This window comes from Chryseobacterium sp. 'Rf worker isolate 10' (assembly GCF_050753305.1).
Classification (GTDB): Bacteria; Bacteroidota; Bacteroidia; order Flavobacteriales; family Weeksellaceae; genus Chryseobacterium.
Genome location: NZ_JBOZOF010000001.1, coordinates 299734 through 317260, shown reverse-complemented (window position 1 = coordinate 317260; position 17527 = coordinate 299734). Strand labels below are relative to the sequence as shown.

13 protein-coding genes are annotated in these 17527 nt (G+C 36.7%); 7 read left to right on the top strand and 6 right to left on the bottom strand.

The window, feature by feature from the left end; genetic code table 11:
* Window positions 1-2 precede the first annotated feature (2 nt).
* The gene (locus tag LKL37_RS01455; protein ID WP_105702486.1) at window positions 3-848 is read left to right on the top strand and encodes an ABC transporter permease; all 846 of its coding nucleotides are present in this window, start codon (window positions 3-5) and stop codon (window positions 846-848) included.
* A gap of 73 nt (window positions 849-921) precedes the next feature.
* Here the strand turns inward: LKL37_RS01455 and msrB are convergent, their stop codons facing one another.
* The 4 genes from msrB to LKL37_RS01435 all read right to left on the bottom strand — a co-directional run bounded on the left by msrB (window position 922) and on the right by LKL37_RS01435 (window position 3389).
* Window positions 922-2019, bottom strand: a complete 1098-nt coding sequence (gene msrB, locus LKL37_RS01450) for a peptide-methionine (R)-S-oxide reductase MsrB (protein WP_431608801.1) — start codon at window positions 2017-2019, stop codon at window positions 922-924.
* 17 nt (window positions 2020-2036) lie between these two features.
* Complete coding sequence (locus LKL37_RS01445) at window positions 2037-2480, bottom strand: DUF417 family protein (protein ID WP_431608800.1); 444 nt, start codon at window positions 2478-2480, stop codon at window positions 2037-2039.
* Window positions 2481-2559: 79 nt separating this feature from the next.
* Complete coding sequence (locus LKL37_RS01440; protein ID WP_431608799.1) at window positions 2560-2829, bottom strand: hypothetical protein; 270 nt, start codon at window positions 2827-2829, stop codon at window positions 2560-2562.
* A 5-nt stretch (window positions 2830-2834) separates the two neighbouring features.
* On the bottom strand, window positions 2835-3389 hold the full coding sequence (locus tag LKL37_RS01435) for a sigma-70 family RNA polymerase sigma factor (protein WP_431608797.1): 555 nt from the start codon (window positions 3387-3389) through the stop codon (window positions 2835-2837).
* 238 nt (window positions 3390-3627) lie between these two features.
* On the opposite strand from LKL37_RS01435, the gene alaS reads away from it, so the two are divergent.
* The 6 genes from alaS to LKL37_RS01405 all read left to right on the top strand — a co-directional run bounded on the left by alaS (window position 3628) and on the right by LKL37_RS01405 (window position 14559).
* Window positions 3628-6270, top strand: coding sequence for an alanine--tRNA ligase (gene alaS, locus LKL37_RS01430; RefSeq protein ID WP_431608796.1), 2643 nt, complete (start codon window positions 3628-3630; stop codon window positions 6268-6270).
* A gap of 510 nt (window positions 6271-6780) precedes the next feature.
* Window positions 6781-8259 carry an alkaline phosphatase PhoX gene (locus tag LKL37_RS01425; RefSeq protein WP_431608795.1) on the top strand — a complete coding sequence of 493 codons (1479 nt, stop codon included), beginning with the start codon at window positions 6781-6783 and terminating at the stop codon, window positions 8257-8259.
* Window positions 8260-8324: 65 nt separating this feature from the next.
* A complete protein-coding gene (locus tag LKL37_RS01420) occupies window positions 8325-10139 on the top strand; it encodes a cytochrome-c peroxidase (RefSeq protein WP_431608794.1) in 1815 nt (604 codons plus the stop codon).
* Window positions 10140-10442: 303 nt separating this feature from the next.
* Complete coding sequence (locus LKL37_RS01415) at window positions 10443-12770, top strand: hypothetical protein (protein WP_431608793.1); 2328 nt, start codon at window positions 10443-10445, stop codon at window positions 12768-12770.
* Between the two features lie 74 nt (window positions 12771-12844).
* Complete coding sequence (locus LKL37_RS01410) at window positions 12845-13081, top strand: hypothetical protein (RefSeq protein WP_431608792.1); 237 nt, start codon at window positions 12845-12847, stop codon at window positions 13079-13081.
* An 8-nt stretch (window positions 13082-13089) separates the two neighbouring features.
* Complete coding sequence (locus tag LKL37_RS01405; protein ID WP_431608791.1) at window positions 13090-14559, top strand: M20/M25/M40 family metallo-hydrolase; 1470 nt, start codon at window positions 13090-13092, stop codon at window positions 14557-14559.
* 610 nt (window positions 14560-15169) lie between these two features.
* Here LKL37_RS01405 and ilvA read toward each other — a convergent pair.
* Window positions 15170-16444 (bottom strand): threonine ammonia-lyase, encoded by a 1275-nt coding sequence (gene ilvA / locus LKL37_RS01400; protein ID WP_431608790.1) that lies wholly within the window; start codon window positions 16442-16444, stop codon window positions 15170-15172.
* On the bottom strand, window positions 16444-17490 hold the full coding sequence (gene ilvC, locus LKL37_RS01395) for a ketol-acid reductoisomerase (protein ID WP_105702476.1): 1047 nt from the start codon (window positions 17488-17490) through the stop codon (window positions 16444-16446). The genes ilvA and ilvC overlap by 1 nt, the downstream gene beginning before the upstream one ends.
* Window positions 17491-17527: the final 37 nt, after the last annotated feature.

Sequence of the window (17527 nt, the reverse complement as noted above, 5' to 3'; positions counted from 1 at the left end):
TCATGATAAAATTATTAAAACTGGAATACTACAAAAACCTGAACTACAAACCGTTTAAGGTTTTCACGATACTCTATTTCGCCATTCTTATTGCTTTGCTTTTCGTCGGGTTGGTTGATTTTGATGTTTTTGGAGGAACGATTAACTTAAAAGAACAGGGGATTTATAATTTCCCGGAAATCTGGAATTTTACCACATGGATTGTTGCTTTGTTGAAAATTTTCCTGGGATTGATTATTGTTTTCTCCATTTCGCAGGAGTTCAGCAACAGAATGTTTAAACAGAATACGATTGATGGATTAAGCAGAAAGGAATTCATCACTTCAAAACTACTGACAATAAGTATTTTCACTATTGTTTCAACGGCCATTGTATTGGGAATTACTTTGTTTCTGGGATATCAATACTCCAATACAACAGAATCTACAAAGGTTTTTGCTGAAATCTTCTTTATTGGAAATTATCTGGTAAAATTATTTACATTCTTCTGTTTCTTGATGTTCCTTTCCATTTTGCTGAGAAAATCGGTTTTTGTATTTCTTGCTCTTTTTGTTTTATGGATTGGTGAGGCAATTTTAACAACTATTGAAGTGTTCTCAAAAGTAAAAGGAATGCAGGGGCCGCAAAGAAATGAAGTTCTTCAGAATGACTTTTTCATCACCCATCTTTTACCATTGGAAAGTATGTCTAATCTTATTCCTAATCCGATGATGAGATTAAATATGGCTAAAAGTATGGGCATAAAATATGAATTCCACTACCCTACAGAAAGTCTTATCGCTTGCCTGGTGTGGTGTGCTATTTTTATATTTGGATCGTACTGGATTTTGAGAAAAAGAGATTGGTAAGGTTGAAATGAAATTTCAATTACGCCATTAATTCAAAATAAAAAGGCTGCCATCTGGCAGCCTTCCTTTCACATTACTTTTTATCTAACAACGGAAGATATTTTCCGTATCCTTTACTTTCCATTTCTGCTTTTGGAATAAATTTCAGCGAAGCACTGTTGATACAGTAACGGAGTCCTCCTTTATCTTCCGGTCCGTCTGTGAAGACGTGTCCTAAATGGGCATCACCGGTTTTACTTCTTACTTCTACTCTATCCATACCATGGGTACGATCCAGTTTTTCGTCAATCAAACTCTTTGTAATTGGTTTTGAGAAGCTTGGCCATCCACAGCCGGATTCAAATTTATCTGTAGAGATAAACAAAGGTTCTCCTGTTGTAATATCTACATAAATTCCTTCACGGGTTTCGTTCCAGTATTCATTCTGGAAAGGTCTTTCCGTACCGTTTTCCTGAGTTACATTATATTGTTCTGCAGTAAGTTTTTCTTTTAAAACCTTTTTATCCTGTTTGTGATAAGCCGGTTTTGGAAGCGGATTGGCTTTTTTGGCCATTTCAAAAAGTCCTGGTTCAATATGGCAGTATCCGCCTGGGTTTTTATCCAGATAATCCTGATGATAATCTTCTGCTCTGTAGAAATTTTTCAATGGAATAGTTTCTACGAGTAATGGTTTGTTGTAATTTTTTGCCAGTTTCTGGACTTCATCTTTTACTAAAGCTTCATCTGTTTTATTGGTAAAATAGATTCCTGTTCTGTACTGGTTTCCTCTGTCATTCCCCTGCTGATCTTTACTGGTAGGATCGATTGTTTTAAAATACAGATCAATCAACAGTTTCAGATCCACCTGTTCCGGATCATATTTCACTTTTACGGTTTCTGCAAAACCTGTTGTATGGCTTACTACCTCCTCATAAGTAGGATTTTGGGTATTCCCGTTGGCATAGCCTACTTCTGTTCCTACAACTCCACGAATTTGTTGAAAAAAATGTTCTGTTCCCCAGAAACATCCACCTGCAAAATAAATCTCTCTAACGTTTTTGTTATCCATAATTTTCTCATTTTCTTTTTTTATTTCCACTACATTAGGCTTATTTTTTTTGAAAAGCCCGGATCCCGCAGCAAAGACTGCTATACCCAGAATGATTCCGAGTACAATAAATATATTTTTCATTTTTACCTTTTTATTCATTACTTATTATTTTTAACGATCATGAATCCAAATCCTAAAAGCATAAGGTCTTTTAGAATAAAGAAATCCGTCACAGGCACTCCATCTACTATCTTCCATATTCCCGGTGTTGTAAATAAATAGCTTAATGTCACCAGAAAAGTTACTATCATTCCGATACCTGCATATTTTTTCAATACAGCAAATTTCGCACTAAATATCAGGAGTAATGCAATGATAATTTCTATCGTTCCGATAAGATTTGACACTGCCTGGACGCTTATGATTTTATATACGAAAAAAGTTAAGAAATGGTTTTCCACCAAAGGTTTTATAGCTGCTGCTTCTGTAGGGGTAAACTTGAAGATACCAATCCACAGCAAAATAAGCGCTGCTCCGAAAAGCGAAATGTAATACCCGATTCGGGATAATAGATTTTTAGATTCCTGTACTGTTCCGACCATGTTTTTAAGATTTTAATTAATACTTTATTGTTTTCAAAAGTATAGTCGGAAGCTTTTTAAAATCCTGACAGAAATTTTCTTAGAAATTCAATTTATCGATCATTTTATTTTTAAAGTCCTGAATTTCAGATTCATTTATTTCAGTTTTTTGTTCAGAAAATGTCTTTTTAAACACTTTATCCAGAAGTGCCAGCTTTTCATTGTACATTCTGCACCATTTGCAGATCATAAGGTGCATGCTCAACATCCTGTTCTCTTTGGCAGAAATGGATTGGGCATTCCTCTTTTCCATCAGTAAAGTAGCCTCACTGCACGGTAAAAATAATATATGTAGTATTCTTCTTATCATATCACTTATGATTTTGAAAACCAGTTAAACTCCAGACATTCTCTGAGCTGCATGCGGCTTCTTTGCAAAATCTTCCAAAGATTAGTCGTAGAAACCTCTAATTCCTGACTTACTTCCGGAGCTTTTTTTTCTTCTATATAATACATTTTAAGCAGGATCTTCCATCTGGAGGGCAATTCCTCAATACATTCCTCTAAGGTTTTATTAAAATCTGTACTGTCTAAAAGCTCATCTCCTTCGCCGGATACATTCCAGTCATTTAAAACATCATTATTTTTCCATGATCCTGTTTCATCAAAAAAATGATCGAGTCTCACATTGGGTTCTGATTTATATTTTTTCCGGTAAAAATCTGCCACTTTTCTGTTCAGAATAGCCATCAGCCACGTAAGCGCCTGACTTTTTCCTTCAAAAGAATCATAAGCTGAGTAAGCGGCAAGAAAAACATCCTGAACAACATCCTGTGCGTCTTCTTTATTCGAAAGTATATACAGTGCCCGCTTCAAAAGCGGTCCCGAATATTGTTCTATCCAGCTTTTCAGTTCTTCATCTTTTGTCATTGGAAGGATTTTTTGTCTTATTTCAGATCACAACGAAGGTAGTAAGTTAAACGGAAATTGCAAAATTAGGAAGATTATTATTGATTACAGTCACTTCAAACCTTATAGGTTTACCACACATCCATTAAGCAAATCCTTCACCATTCAAAACATAGCATAAAATTATTACAAATCGCTTAAAAATCTTAAATTTGCATCTTATCAAAAATTTGATACTTAAAAAAGCAAAAGCAATACTATGACATCACAAGAGATACGTCAAAAATTTTTAGATTATTTTAAAAGTAAGGAGCACCTGATCGTTCCTTCAGCTCCTATTGTGCTGAAAGACGACCCTACCCTTATGTTTTCCAACTCCGGAATGACGCAGTTCAAGGATTTCTTCCTTGGCTACAAAACACCTACCGCCCCTAGAATTGCCGATACACAAAAGTGTCTTAGAGTTTCAGGGAAGCACAATGACCTGGATGATGTAGGTAGAGATACTTACCACCACACCATGTTTGAAATGTTAGGAAACTGGTCTTTCGGGGATTACTTCAAAAAAGAGGCTATTGCTTTTGCCTGGGAATTACTGACTGAAGTATATGGAATTCCAAAAGAAAATTTATACGTAACGATTTTTGAAGGGGATGCTTCAGAAAATCTGGACAGAGACCAGGATGCTTATGACTTCTGGAAATCTCACATTTCAGAAGATAGAATCATCAACGGAAATAAAAAAGATAACTTCTGGGAAATGGGTGAAAGCGGACCGTGCGGACCGTGTTCAGAAATCCATGTTGACTTGAGAACACCGGAAGAGAAAGCTAAGGTTTCTGGACTTGAACTGGTAAATAATGACCACCCTCAAGTTGTAGAAGTATGGAACCTGGTTTTCATGGAGTTCAACAGAAAGGCAGATAAATCTTTAGAAAAGCTTCCTGCTCAGCACGTAGATACAGGAATGGGCTTTGAACGTCTTTGCATGGCGCTTCAAGGGAAGTCTTCCAACTATGATACCGATGTTTTCACTCCGCTTATTGCTAAAGTTGAAGAACTTTCAGGTAAAAAATATACCGGAGTTTTAGAAAACGAAAAAGATATTGCAATCCGTGTTGTGGTAGACCACATCAGAGCGGTTTCTTTTGCTATTGCAGACGGACAATTGCCATCCAACGGAGGAGCCGGTTATGTTATCAGAAGAATTTTAAGAAGAGGAATTTCTTATTCTTACAGATTCCTGGATATGAAAGAACCTTTCCTTTACAAATTGGTTGCTGTTCTTCAGGAACAAATGGGTACTTTCTTCCCGGAACTTGAAAAACAGGGGAAATTGGTTTCTGAAGTCATCAAAAGTGAAGAAGATTCATTCTTAAAAACAATTGAAAACGGTCTGATCAGAGTAGAAAAGCTGATTCAGCAAACTATTGCAGATAATCAGAAAGTATTACCAAGTGAAGAAGTTTTTGAGTTGTATGATACGTATGGTTTCCCTGATGATTTAACAAGAATTATTGCTGAAGAAAAAGGATTAACTATTGATGAAGAAGGTTTCAAAGCTGAAATGGAGAAACAGAAACTTCGTTCAAAAGCAGATTCTGCTCAGAAAGTATATGACTGGGTAAATCTTGAATCTAAGCCTGAAACATTTGTAGGGTATGACCAGACTGAGTCTGAAACATACATTACAAGATATAGAAAAGTAGAAAACAAAGACGGAGAATTTTACCAGGTAGTATTAAGCAGCTCTCCTTTCTATCCTGAAGGAGGTGGACAGGTTGGAGACAAAGGTGAATTAATAAACTTAGATGCAAAAGGAGAAACTGAAAGTGGCACGTTTTTCTATCCAGATGTAATTGAAGTTCTTGAAACAAGAAAAGAAAATAATCTTATAATAAGCCTTGTAGATAGACTTCCAGAACCTCCATCATCATTATTATTAGCAAAAGTAAACGCTTCTGAGAGAAAAAATTCTCAGGCTAACCACTCTGTAACTCACCTTCTGCATGAAGCTTTAAGAGATGTTCTAGGAACTCACGTAGAGCAGAAAGGTTCTTATGTAGGTCCGGATTATCTTCGTTTCGACTTCTCTCATTTCAACAAAATGACGGAGGAAGAATTGGCATTAATTGAGGAAAAAGTAAATAAAAAGATCAAAGAAAGTATTGCTTTACAGGAATTCAGAAATATTCCGATTCAGGAAGCTCTGGAAAAAGGAGCAATGGCTTTGTTTGGTGAAAAATATGGTGACAGTGTGAGAATGATCCAGTTCGGAAGTTCGAAAGAACTTTGCGGAGGAACTCACGTAAAAAACACCAGCGAAATTGGTCATTTCAAGATTACTTCTGAAGGTTCTGCAGCTGCGGGAATCAGAAGAATTGAGGCTATCTCAGGAGACAAATCTGAAGAATATTTCAACAATCTTGAAAAACAGATCATTGAACTTTCTCAATTATTAAAGTCTAAAGATGTGGTTAGATCTATCGAAAAACTGATCGAAGAAAACACTTCATTAAAGGCAGAAGTAGATGCTCTTAAAAAGGAAAAAGCAAAAGGAGAAATCGGAGAATGGAAGAATGCTTATGAGCAGAAAGGCAACAAGCAGCTTTTAGTAAAGAAAACTTCTCTGGATGCAGGTTCTGTAAAAGATATCGTATTCCAGTTGAAGAGAGAAATTCCTGCTTCAGTAACGATCATTCTTTCTGATGCAGATGGAAAACCAATGATTACCGTTGGTGTTTCTGATGATCTTGCAGCAGATTACCAGGCTGGAGCTATCGTAAAGGATCTTGCAAAAGAAATCCAAGGCGGTGGCGGTGGAAACCCAGGCTTTGCGACAGCTGGTGGTAAAAACCTTGAAGGGATAGAAAACGCTTACCAAAAAGCTTTGAATATCTAAAATAGAAATCTCTATTATAAATTTTAGCCCCGGCTGTCTCAAAATTGAGACAGCCGCGGTTGTTTTTACTCTATAACATATTTTTCAACGCAAAGTATTTTCTATAATACTTTATATTTCAGGAGAATCAACTTTATTGATTCTAACCAGGCTTATGTAATAATCATGCTTCTATCAGATAAAGCATACTTTCCCATAAACATCTGTGTAATCAGTGAAATCCGTGGGAGTTTAAAACAATTTAGCAAAGGATATACAAGTTATTTCATAGCTGAGTGTAACGCCTTTGCAAACGAAAAAAGCAGGAAATAAAAATTTTACATACACTGCGTTATATTATTCTTATTACAAACATTTTCATCAAAGTCTCTCTATTTATATCCGTTCTAATTATTGACCTTATCTTAACAAATCATTACCTAATATTAAACTAATTGTTTTGTCCTCGTAAAACATAGTTAACAATAGACCATTAGTTTTGCCATAATCGAAATTCAAAAAAATATAATTATGAAAATTAACCAAACTATTGGAGCTCTATTCCTTGCAGCTATTGTCTTTCAAGGCTGTAACGATGACAATAACGGGGACTCCAATACCCCTGTCAATGACAAAATAAAGATTGAAAATTTTTCTAAAGAGCCTGCTTTCGTTTTTGGAATGCCTGGTTTTGAAAATTTAAATATTACCACCCTAATCTCCAGTTCTGATGTTCTTCCAGGGTCTCCTGACTTCGTTTTCGGAGGTCAGCCGGACGGAATGGGAGTTATGAAAGATCCTAACTCTGACGGTTATCTGATGATTACCAATCATGAGATCAAACAATCGGTATCAAGAGTATATTTAGACAAAACATTTAAGCCTGTAAAAGGAGAATATATCTTAAACGGAACCGGAGGAATGACAAGATTGTGCTCTGCAACACTAGCAACTCCAGAAATTCATGGTTTCAGTGCATTTCTTACTGCTGGGGAATCTGGTGAAGAAAGTATGGTTCATGCTTTGAATCCGTTGGCGCCAGCTTCTCAGGCATCAGATAAAACAAGAGTAAAACCAGCCCTGGGAAAGGCTTCTATGGAAAATGCAGTTCCGCTTTCTAAAGATGTTTCTAACGGAAAATCTTATATTATCATTGGTGAAGACCAGTCTTACTCTTCTTCTCATCAGTCTGCAGGACAGCTGATCATGTACGTAGCCGACACACAGGGAGATCTGGATAACGGTAAATTGTATTCTTTAAAAAGAACAAACAACAACTATACTGAAACGGATATGACGAAAGGAAGCAGCTACGATGTAGAATTCGTAGAAATTCCGAATGCTAAGAACCTTACAGGAGCTCAGATCAATCAGAAAAATATTGATAATAATGCGATCCGTTTTTCAAGAGTGGAAGATGTAGATTACAGAAAAGGAGCAGGAAAAGGAAGAGAAGTTTACTTTACCGCTACCGGAGAATCTTCTGACGGTGTGAACCCTAAAGCAGGATTAACAATGTGGGGAAGAGTGTACAAGCTTGTCTTGAATGCTAATAATATGCTGACAGGAAAATTAGAAGTTGTGGCTGAAGGAGATTCTAATCCTGGAAACAATCTTATCAATCCTGACAACTTATGTGTAACTGAAAACTTTGTATACATCCAGGAAGACGGAGATTCTTATTATAAAAATGCCAACCATGATTCTTACATCTGGCAGCTGAATATCGCTACAAAACAATACAAACCATGGCTGAATATGAAGCATAACAGAAGTGATTCTGCATGGCAGACCGCTTATAACCAATCCGGAGATCTTCAGAAGTTCGGTTCATGGGAATTCGGAGCAATGGTTGATATTTCTGACATCATCGGAATTCCAAATACATTCTCTGTGAATATCCACTCTCACACATGGCAGCTGGATAAATTCAAAAACCCCGACGGTTCCGGAATCAACACCAATAAAGAAGGTGGGCAGATTGTAATTATCAGAAACGTAGAAAAATAGTTTTAATCCCTTCATATCAAATTAAAGTATCAATAGAGAATCTCTGTTGATACTTTTTCATACCTATGCATAAACTTTCAAAATACCCGATACTCCTTTTGTTATACTGTGCAGCAGCACTTTTCACCCTTTATTATTGTAAAAATGATAAGCAGCAGCCAGTGTATGAAGATCTTGGTTCTGTAAAAAACAGGATTATCAAAACCAATGCTGATTTTGAAAAACAAATCAACGAACTGAAAACCCTGGTTTCTAAAAACTCTGATGAAAAACTTCTTCAGGAAAAATTTCAGGACATCAGAAAAACCTACAAAAAAATAGAATGGGCGGTAGAATACTTCCTGCCCCACTCTGCAAGATTTATCAACGGTCCTGCTCTTCCTGAAATTGAAATGGATGAACACACAGAAATAGAGCCGGAAGGATTGCAGGTTTTGGAAGAAATGCTCTACCCTTACGATAAGGGGAATAAAGAGGAAGTCATTCGAATGCTCAATAAACTCATCAATAAAAGCAACACTATAGAAACCAACTTTCAGGTCATTACCATTAGTAAAGATCAGGTTTTTGATGCGTTGAGGCAGGAAGCATTCAGAATTTCCAGCTTAGGAATTTCAGGTTTTGATACTCCTGTTTCGGGAACATTTTTAGAGGAAATGCCTTTTTCTCTTAAAGGAATAAAAGAAACTCTGGAACAGATTTCCACTGACCGTTCAAAAGACAAAGCCTTAAAAAGTATTGTAACAGAAATCAATTCAGCCATTGAAGTTCTCAAGAAAAACACAGACAAAAATACGTTTGATTATGCCAACTTCATTCCGGATCATCTGAATAAGATTACGGCTCTGATGTTGGATTTTAAAAATCAGGAGAACATTCCGGATGTTGAAGTAACGACTGCTTTAAACAAAAATGCCGCTACTTTTTTCACTAAAAATGCTTTTAATCCTAATGCCTTCACTCCTGGAAAAGAATATGCATATTCGGAAGAAAAGGCGGCTCTTGGACATCAGCTTTTTAATGACAAAATTCTATCCAACAGCAATAACCGAAGCTGTGCAACCTGTCATATTCCGGAGAAAGCATTTACAGATGGGCTTGCTAAAGCAATGTCCCTTGAAAATTCTGAACTGGCAAGAAATACACCTTCTCTCAACTACGCAGGATATCAGCACGGTCAGTTTTGGGATATGAGAAAGGATGATCTGGAAGGACAAAGCTCTGATGTGATCTCCAATAAAGAAGAAATGCACGGTGACCTGAATGTGATTTTGGCCAAAATCAATCAGGATAAAAACTATCAGGCAGCATTCAAAAAGATCTACCATTCTCAAAAAACCGAGGTTTGGCAGCTCCAAAATGTACTGGCAACCTATATCCGTTCTCTCGCAAAATTTAATTCTGATTTCGATGAATACATGAGAGGAAATAAATCGGCAATGACAGAAAATCAAAAACGTGGTTTTAATCTTTTTGTTGGAAAAGCCCAATGTGCAATTTGCCATTTCATTCCCTTGTTCAACGGTACAGTTCCGCCGAATTTCAAGAAAACCGAACAGGAAATATTGGGAGTGGCTCTAAATGCTGAGAATAAAACATTTGACAATGATCCGGGAAGAGGAAAATTTCATGAAACAGTTCCTTCATTACAGCATTCATTCAAAACACCAACTCTTCGAAACATTCATAAAACAGCTCCTTATATGCACAACGGAGGGTACAAAACGTTAAAAGAAGTTATGAATTTTTACAACAAAGGTGGTGGAAAAGCTTTTGGATTTAAAGTAGAGAACCAGACACTTTCTGATGCGCCGTTACAGCTTACCGATAAGGAAATAGATGATATTATTGAGTTTATGAAAGCACTGGATGATCGATAAAGTTTTTCAGGAACGCATAAAACAAAAACAATTAAAACTCCTGAGAATCATCTTTTCAGGAGTTTTTTTATTGGAAATTTAAAGAAATGTGAGAAAGACTATCTAAGTGACTTTGCCATTCAATTTTATCAGGAGAAAATCCATAAAAACATTAGATTAAATCAATGTTATACTGTGTTAAAAACTTTTTTACAACGATAAATATCATTAATTTTGACGTAGTTTTTTTACATGAAAAGGGAATTACTGTTATTATTTTTTCTGCTTAGCTTTTTGGGGTATTCGCAATCAAAAATTAAGGTTGTGGATGACGCCAGTCAAAAGCCTGTTTTCAATGCTAAAGTGTCGTGTGACAATACAATCATTGGATACACTGACCAACAGGGTATTCTGGAGTTCAAAACAGGATGCAAAAACATTGATGTTGATGCTGATTCTTACCAGAAAGAAAACATTACTGTTGAAAGCAGTATGGAAGTTTCACTGCTCAAGAAAGCCTCAAAAACCACGAATATTGAAGCTGTAGTCATTGAAGACAAAAGTGATCCCAGAGCTTTGGAAATTCTGAGAAAAGTCAATAAACTCTTTAACGAAAACTCTCCAAAAAGTTTAGGATCCTATTCCTACAAATCCTACGAAAAAATATCTATGGATATTGATGAAGACAGCCTTTCCCAGTTTAATCAGTATTTCAATGATCTCAATATTTTCAAGAAAAAACGAGAAAAAGACTCTTTAAATAACATCACTGCAAGAAAAATATTTTCAAAAAGTAAGCTTTTCCTTTGGGAAAGGGCTCAGGAGTTTTTATACTCCAAAAAGTATGGTGAAAAAATCAATATTCTGGACAACAGAATCTCCGGACTGAAGCAGCCTATCTATGAAATGATCGCTCTTCAGCAGAGTAACAGAGATGTTGTTCCGGAACAGATAAAACCGGAAAACAGAGGACTGTACAGGTTCTTCCTTTCAGATACCGTTACTCTTGACGGGAGAAAAAATTTTGTGATCCGTTTCCGTGAGGTGAATTACAAAAAACCGGACAGAAAACGAAAATACAATGGTGCTATCTACGTAGATACCGAAACTTACGGGCTCAAAAAAATTGAAAATTTCAGTAAAAATAAAAACGACGGGATTATCACCAGTACCTGGGTTTTTTACAATAATAAATGGTTCCTTGCCCACGAAAAAGCCAAGCTTAAAATGGGTAAAATGGCCATGGATGACAAGGTGCATCCGGACGATAAGAAAGACAAAAAAAGCTTTGGCACTTACGCTTTTCTTACCTCAAAATATTTTGATTTTGAAGCTCCTATTGAAGAGAACCCCAAAGATTTCAAAGGCTACACTTTTTCTGTAAAAAATATTGATGGGCATTCTCTGGATCAATACAGAACAGAACCTCTTACCGACAGGGAAAAAAATACCTATAAAACGATCGACAGTTTAGGTAAAAAATATAAAATTGATACCAAAGCACAGATTTTATCGGGATTACTGAACGGACAGATCAGAGTGGGATCTGTAGACTTTGCCGTAGATGAAGTTGTCAATTATAACTCCTATGAAGGTTTCAGATTAGGTTTAAAAGCCAAGCTGAATGAAAATTTTAACCCTTATTTTTCACCGGATTACTACTTTGCCTATGGAGTGAAGGACAGAAAATGGAAATATGGAATGGGGCTTGACATGAAAACCACACTGGAAAAAAACTCAATTTTCAGATTTGAGGTGTATGATGATGTAACAGCCTCTGGGGAATTCAACCGCAAGTTTTGGAATTTCAAAATGAGAACGATGAACTTTGGGAATAATCTAAACAATGACAAGTATTTTCACTTTAAAGGAATGTCATTATCTTATCTGAACGATGTCACAAACGGTCTTACCCTTGCCCTTGCTGTAAGAAGAAATACAGAACAAGCAGAGTTTGATTATCAGTTCAGAGACAGAGGAACTTCCTATCGAAATTTCAACACGCTTTTCACCTTAAAATATTCTCCGAATTCTACCAATATTATGACTCCACAGGGAAAATCTCTGATTGACCAGAGATATCCTGAGCTGTATTTTAATTATGAGCAGAGTTACAAAATGCTGCAGGGAGATTTTAATTACTCCCGTTTTGATGCCCTGTTTGTTCATAATTTCAAAACACCGATCGGGACTACCGGTTTCAGATTGTACGGAGGTGCTGTTCTGGGCGGAGCTCCTATCTGGAAAAACTTTACGATGAACGGATTGGCTTCTCCTGGTAAAGATTTTAATTTTAACCTTACTTCTTACCTTGGGTTTGCTACTCTGGAGGGTGGAAAATACTATAATGACAGATTCGTAGCGTATTACTTTACACACAAACTGCCATGGTATTTCAAGAGTTTCGGGCATAATGTTTCCAGCTTTGATTTCGTCTTAAGAGGGACTATCGGAGACATGAAACATCCGGAATACCATCAGTTTAAATTCAGAAAACTGGATCACCTGTATCAGGAAGTAGGTTTGGAATGGAACAATTTCCTTTCCAGCTATTTTAATCTGGGCTTATTTTACAGAGTGGGTTATTATGCGACTCCACATTTCAGGGAAAATTTTGCTATCCAGTTTAAGCTGAAGTTTCTTGAGTTTTAATACCCTGAAAAATACAAAATCTTTATTTTTGAATCAGAATTCAGAAATATTCACCGATAATATATAAAAAGAACATGCAGAAAATCGAAATCAAAGCAGAACAGTTTTTTGAATTATTAAAATTAAAAGACACTCCGATGTGGGAGATTTTCTCACAGATGATTGATGGAAATGAAAAGGAAATTATCTTTTTAGACCATGAAGACAAGATCCTTTTTAATTATTTTTTGCCTTCTACGCAGGAAAAACTTGAAGAAGACAGAAAAGAGTTTTCAAAACAGTTTTCAGAGAAATTAGCCAACTTCAATTAAGAGCTGCCATGAATAAAAATTATATTTTTTCTTTGCTTGGGCTCTTCATATTTGCCTTTGTAAGCGCTCAGAATTATAAAAAGCCTTTAGTTTCTGCCATCAAAGAAGCAGATCTTCGTACCGATATGTATCAGCTTGCCGCAGATCAGTTCTGGGGACGTGAAGCCGGAACGCTGGATGAATTAAAAGTTTCTATGTGGCTGGCTGACAAAGCCAAAGAAGCAGGAATGAAACCTGCCGGAGATAACGGAACTTTTTTCCAGTTTTTTGATATGTACAGACATCAGGTTATTCCTCAAAGCAGCCTGAAAATCGGAGATACAAATCTGAAATTATGGAAAGATTTTTTGGTTGCTGAACCTGTAAACGCTTCTGTAGATGCTGAAATAGTATACGCAGGAAATGCAGAACCTGAGGATCTTGCTAAATTAAACATCAAAGGAAAAGTACTTGCCGTAAACGCTTCTGACAAAAATATCTCAAAAGATATGACGCTTTTCGTAAGAAGATATCCTGGATTTGTAAGAAATAAATATTACGATAAAGCTTTTCAGTTGGGAGCGAAAGCCATTATTTTCATTACCGATGATACCTCTGAAAAAAGCTGGGTAGAAGTACTGCCTCAAATGACAAGAGGAAGCTATGGTGTAGAAGGATTAAGAGAGAAAATCACGAATAATATTCCTGTTTTATGGATCAAAAGAGAAAATGCCGGCTTGGTAAAAAACAATTCTAAAGCTTCTCTGAATCTGATCACTGAAACTTATAAATATCCTTCAGTTAATATCATTGGGAAAATAGAAGGTACAGATCCGGTTCTTAAAAACGAATATGTTTTGCTGAGCGGGCATCAGGATCATGACGGGATCAGACATCCTGTAAAGAACGACACCATCTACAACGGTGCTGATGATAATGCAAGTACCTGTGTTGCGATGTTGGCTATGGCCAGAGCTTATAAAAAACAACCGGGAAAAAGAAGTATTCTGTTTGTTTTCCATGGGGCTGAAGAAAGAGGATTGCTGGGTTCAAGATGGCATGCAGCACATCCTGTTGTTCCGAAAGAGAAAATTGCAGCCGTTCTGAATGGTGATATGATCGGAAGAAATGATAACAATGAAGCCGCTTTATTAGGAGGAAATGCTCCTCACAAAAATTCTGAAGAGCTTGTAAAAATGGCTGAAGATGCCAATAATGAAAGTACAAAATTCAAATACCTGAAAGATTGGGATTCTCCAAGCCATGCTGAGTATTTCTATTTCAGAAGTGACCATCTTCCATATGCGAAAATTGGAATTCCTTCGATATTCTTCACCAGCGTGCTGCACGACCAGTATCATACACCACAGGATGAATCTGAAAATATCAATTACAAGAAGTTGTATAAAATGACCGAATGGATGTACAGAACATCCTGGAAAGTTGCTAATGAAACTGAACGTCCAAAAGTAATTTCAAATTTTTCATTGGAAAGATAATTGATAAAAATAATTATAATTCTTTTGTATTGAAACAAAAGAAACAAAAATTCAAGACTTAGAAACTTCAGCTAAAAATGAAATCTGTTCTCTAAAAACTCTAAACTCGTACGGAAACGATCTATGTTTAGAATCACAGGTTGCCCCGCCCTCAAACAATAGAGTTTTTTAACGTTCACAGAATTCATTTTCTTAACGCTTCAGTTTCTTATGTCGTTTGATATTATCGAAAAACAAAGAGCTTCACAGATTGTGAAGCTCTTTTCATCATTGTGTTTTTAGAATCTGTCTTTAAATACGAAATAATTTAATATAGAATATGATTTGGAACTATTAAAAAAATTATTTTTAGTTAGTCATAGTTCTTTTACCTTGAAGCAAAAGAACCAAAAATTCAAGACTTAAAAACTTCCGCTAAAAATGAAATCTGTTCTCTAAAAACTCTAAAATCGTGCGGAAACAATCTATGTTTAGAATCACCTATTAACCCCGCACTCAAACAATAGAGTTTTTTTAACGTTCACAGAATTCATTTTCTTAACGCTTCAGTTTCTTATGTCATTTGATATTGTTAAAAAAGAAACATTTCTCTTTTTTGATCTAAATTCTTTTAAATAAGAAGGTTCATCAGCGAAGGATCATTATTCAGATAGTTGACAAAAAAATCATATTGTTTCATCTTATCGATTAACGGGGTGAAATCTTTGTTTTGCTTCAGAGCAATTCCTACGACTGCAATTCCCTTTTCTTTTGAATTTTTTTGGGTGTACTCAAAATAAGTAATATCATCATCAGGACCCAGTACATCTATCACAAAGGTTTTCAATGCTCCGGGACGCTGTGGAAATCTGACCAGGAAATAATGTTTTAACCCTGCATAAAGCAACGCTTTTTCCTTGATTTCTTCCATACGGGTAATGTCGTTATTGCTTCCGCTGATAATACACACTACATTTTTACCTTTTATTTCCTCTCTGTATCTTTCCAATGCTGCTACTGAAAGCGCACCTGCCGGTTCTACTACGATAGCATCTTTATTATACAGGGATAATATGGTTTCACAGACAAGTCCTTCATCTACTACAGCCATATCGTACAGGATATTTTTACAACGTTCGAAAGTGAGGTCTCCTACTTGCTGTACGGCTGCTCCGTCTACAAAACGGCTTATCTTTTCGAGAAGAACAGGTTTTCCTTTTTCAAGGGCTTTTTTCATGCTTGCTGCTGCGGAGGGTTCTACCCCAATAATCTTTGTTTGCGGAGACAAATGCTGAAATACAGTACAAACTCCTGCTGCCAGTCCACCACCACCTATAGGAACAAAAAGATAGTCGACCAGACCTTCTGCCTGCTCCAGAATCTCGAGGGCTGTTGTTGCCTGCCCTTCAATAATTGCCGGATCATCAAAAGGATGAATAAATACGCTGTTATGATCTTTGCAAAACCTCATCGCAGCATCTTTTGCCACATCAAAAGTATCTCCGAAAAGGATAACATCTATGTATTCTCCTCCGAACATCTTTACCTGTTCAAGCTTTTGTCCGGGTGTTGGTAAAGGCATAAAAATAGTTCCTTTCACCTTCATGGTCTGACATGCAAACGCAACGCCCTGCGCATGATTTCCGGCACTGGCACAAACAACCCCTTTTGAAAGTTCTTTTTCAGACATGGTCGCCATCTTATTATAGGCTCCTCTTATTTTATAGGATCTTACCCTTTGAAGGTCTTCTCTTTTAAAATAAATATTCGACTCGTAAATCGCTGACAAATTATTATTGACAGCCAAAGGTGTTTTTACCACTACATTTCTTAATCGTTCCTCCGCTTTATAGACATTCTCTAAAACGGAGGAACTTACTCCCTCTCTCATCATCTGTTTAGTCATTAATTGTTTTCTGGTCTCAGGCTTCGCACCGTCTTACCAGCTTTCCACATTTCGCTTTCTCTCAGCTCAGTAAGTTCGGCTTCCAATTTTTCACGATAATCCGGTTTGCTGTTGCTGTCGATCGAACGTTGTGCTTCATTTCCTTTCGCTACATTGTCATATAGTTCTTCAAACAAAGGCGAAGTAGCATCTCTGAAACGCTTCCACCAGTCTAAAGCTCCTCTCTGAGCGGTTGTACTGCAATTGGCATACATCCAGTCCATTCCGTTTTCCGCTACTAAAGGCATTAATGACTGGGTCAGCTCTTCTACGGTTTCGTTAAAAGCTTCGGAAGGGCTGTGTCCGTTTTTTCTCAATACATCATACTGAGCGGCAAATATTCCCTGTACAGCTCCCATCAATGTTCCACGTTCTCCGGCAAGATCACTGTATACTTCTTTTTTAAAGTCGGTTTCAAAAAGATATCCACTTCCGATTGCAATACCTAATGCTGTTACCCTTTCTCTGGCTTTTCCTGTAGCATCCTGATAAACGGCAAAACTGCTGTTCAGTCCTCTGTCCTGCAAAAACATTCTTCTCAATGATGTTCCTGAACCTTTTGGTGCTACCAGAAATACATCTACATCGGCTGGAGGAACAATTCCTGTACGCTCGCTGAACGTGATTCCGAAACCATGAGAGAAGTACAATGCTTTTCCTGGGGTAAGATGCTGTTTTACTTTCGGCCAGTATTCAATCTGTGCGGCATCACTCAGAAGATAGCAGATAATGGTTCCTTTTTCTAATGCTTCTTCGATTTCGAATAAGGTTTCTCCCGGTACAAATCCGTCTGCAACTGCTTTATCCCATGATTTGGAGTTTTTTCTCTGCCCTACAATAACATTGATTCCGTTATCTTTCTGGTTCAAAGCCTGTCCCGGTCCCTGTACTCCATATCCAATTACAGCTACGACTTCATTTTTTAATGCTTCCTGAGCTTTTTCCAACGGAAATTCTTCTCTTGTTACTACGTTCTCCTCTACTCCTCCAAAATTCAATTTTGCCATTTTTTTTGATTTTATTTATTATTGATTGTGATGTTTA

Bases quoted from the DNA above. Each gene is read 5' to 3' on its own strand.
- LKL37_RS01455 (WP_105702486.1), top strand. From the start codon at position 3: ATGATAAAATTATTAAAACTGGAATACTACAAAAACCTGAACTACAAA.
- msrB (WP_431608801.1), bottom strand. From the start codon at position 2,019: ATGAAAAATATATTTATTGTACTCGGAATCATTCTGGGTATAGCAGTC.
- LKL37_RS01445 (WP_431608800.1), bottom strand. From the start codon at position 2,480: ATGGTCGGAACAGTACAGGAATCTAAAAATCTATTATCCCGAATCGGG.
- LKL37_RS01440 (WP_431608799.1), bottom strand. From the start codon at position 2,829: ATGATAAGAAGAATACTACATATATTATTTTTACCGTGCAGTGAGGCT.
- LKL37_RS01435 (WP_431608797.1), bottom strand. From the start codon at position 3,389: ATGACAAAAGATGAAGAACTGAAAAGCTGGATAGAACAATATTCGGGA.
- alaS (WP_431608796.1), top strand. From the start codon at position 3,628: ATGACATCACAAGAGATACGTCAAAAATTTTTAGATTATTTTAAAAGT.
- LKL37_RS01425 (WP_431608795.1), top strand. From the start codon at position 6,781: ATGAAAATTAACCAAACTATTGGAGCTCTATTCCTTGCAGCTATTGTC.
- LKL37_RS01420 (WP_431608794.1), top strand. From the start codon at position 8,325: ATGCATAAACTTTCAAAATACCCGATACTCCTTTTGTTATACTGTGCA.
- LKL37_RS01410 (WP_431608792.1), top strand. From the start codon at position 12,845: ATGCAGAAAATCGAAATCAAAGCAGAACAGTTTTTTGAATTATTAAAA.
- LKL37_RS01405 (WP_431608791.1), top strand. From the start codon at position 13,090: ATGAATAAAAATTATATTTTTTCTTTGCTTGGGCTCTTCATATTTGCC.
- ilvA (WP_431608790.1), bottom strand. From the start codon at position 16,444: ATGACTAAACAGATGATGAGAGAGGGAGTAAGTTCCTCCGTTTTAGAG.
- ilvC (WP_105702476.1), bottom strand. From the start codon at position 17,490: ATGGCAAAATTGAATTTTGGAGGAGTAGAGGAGAACGTAGTAACAAGA.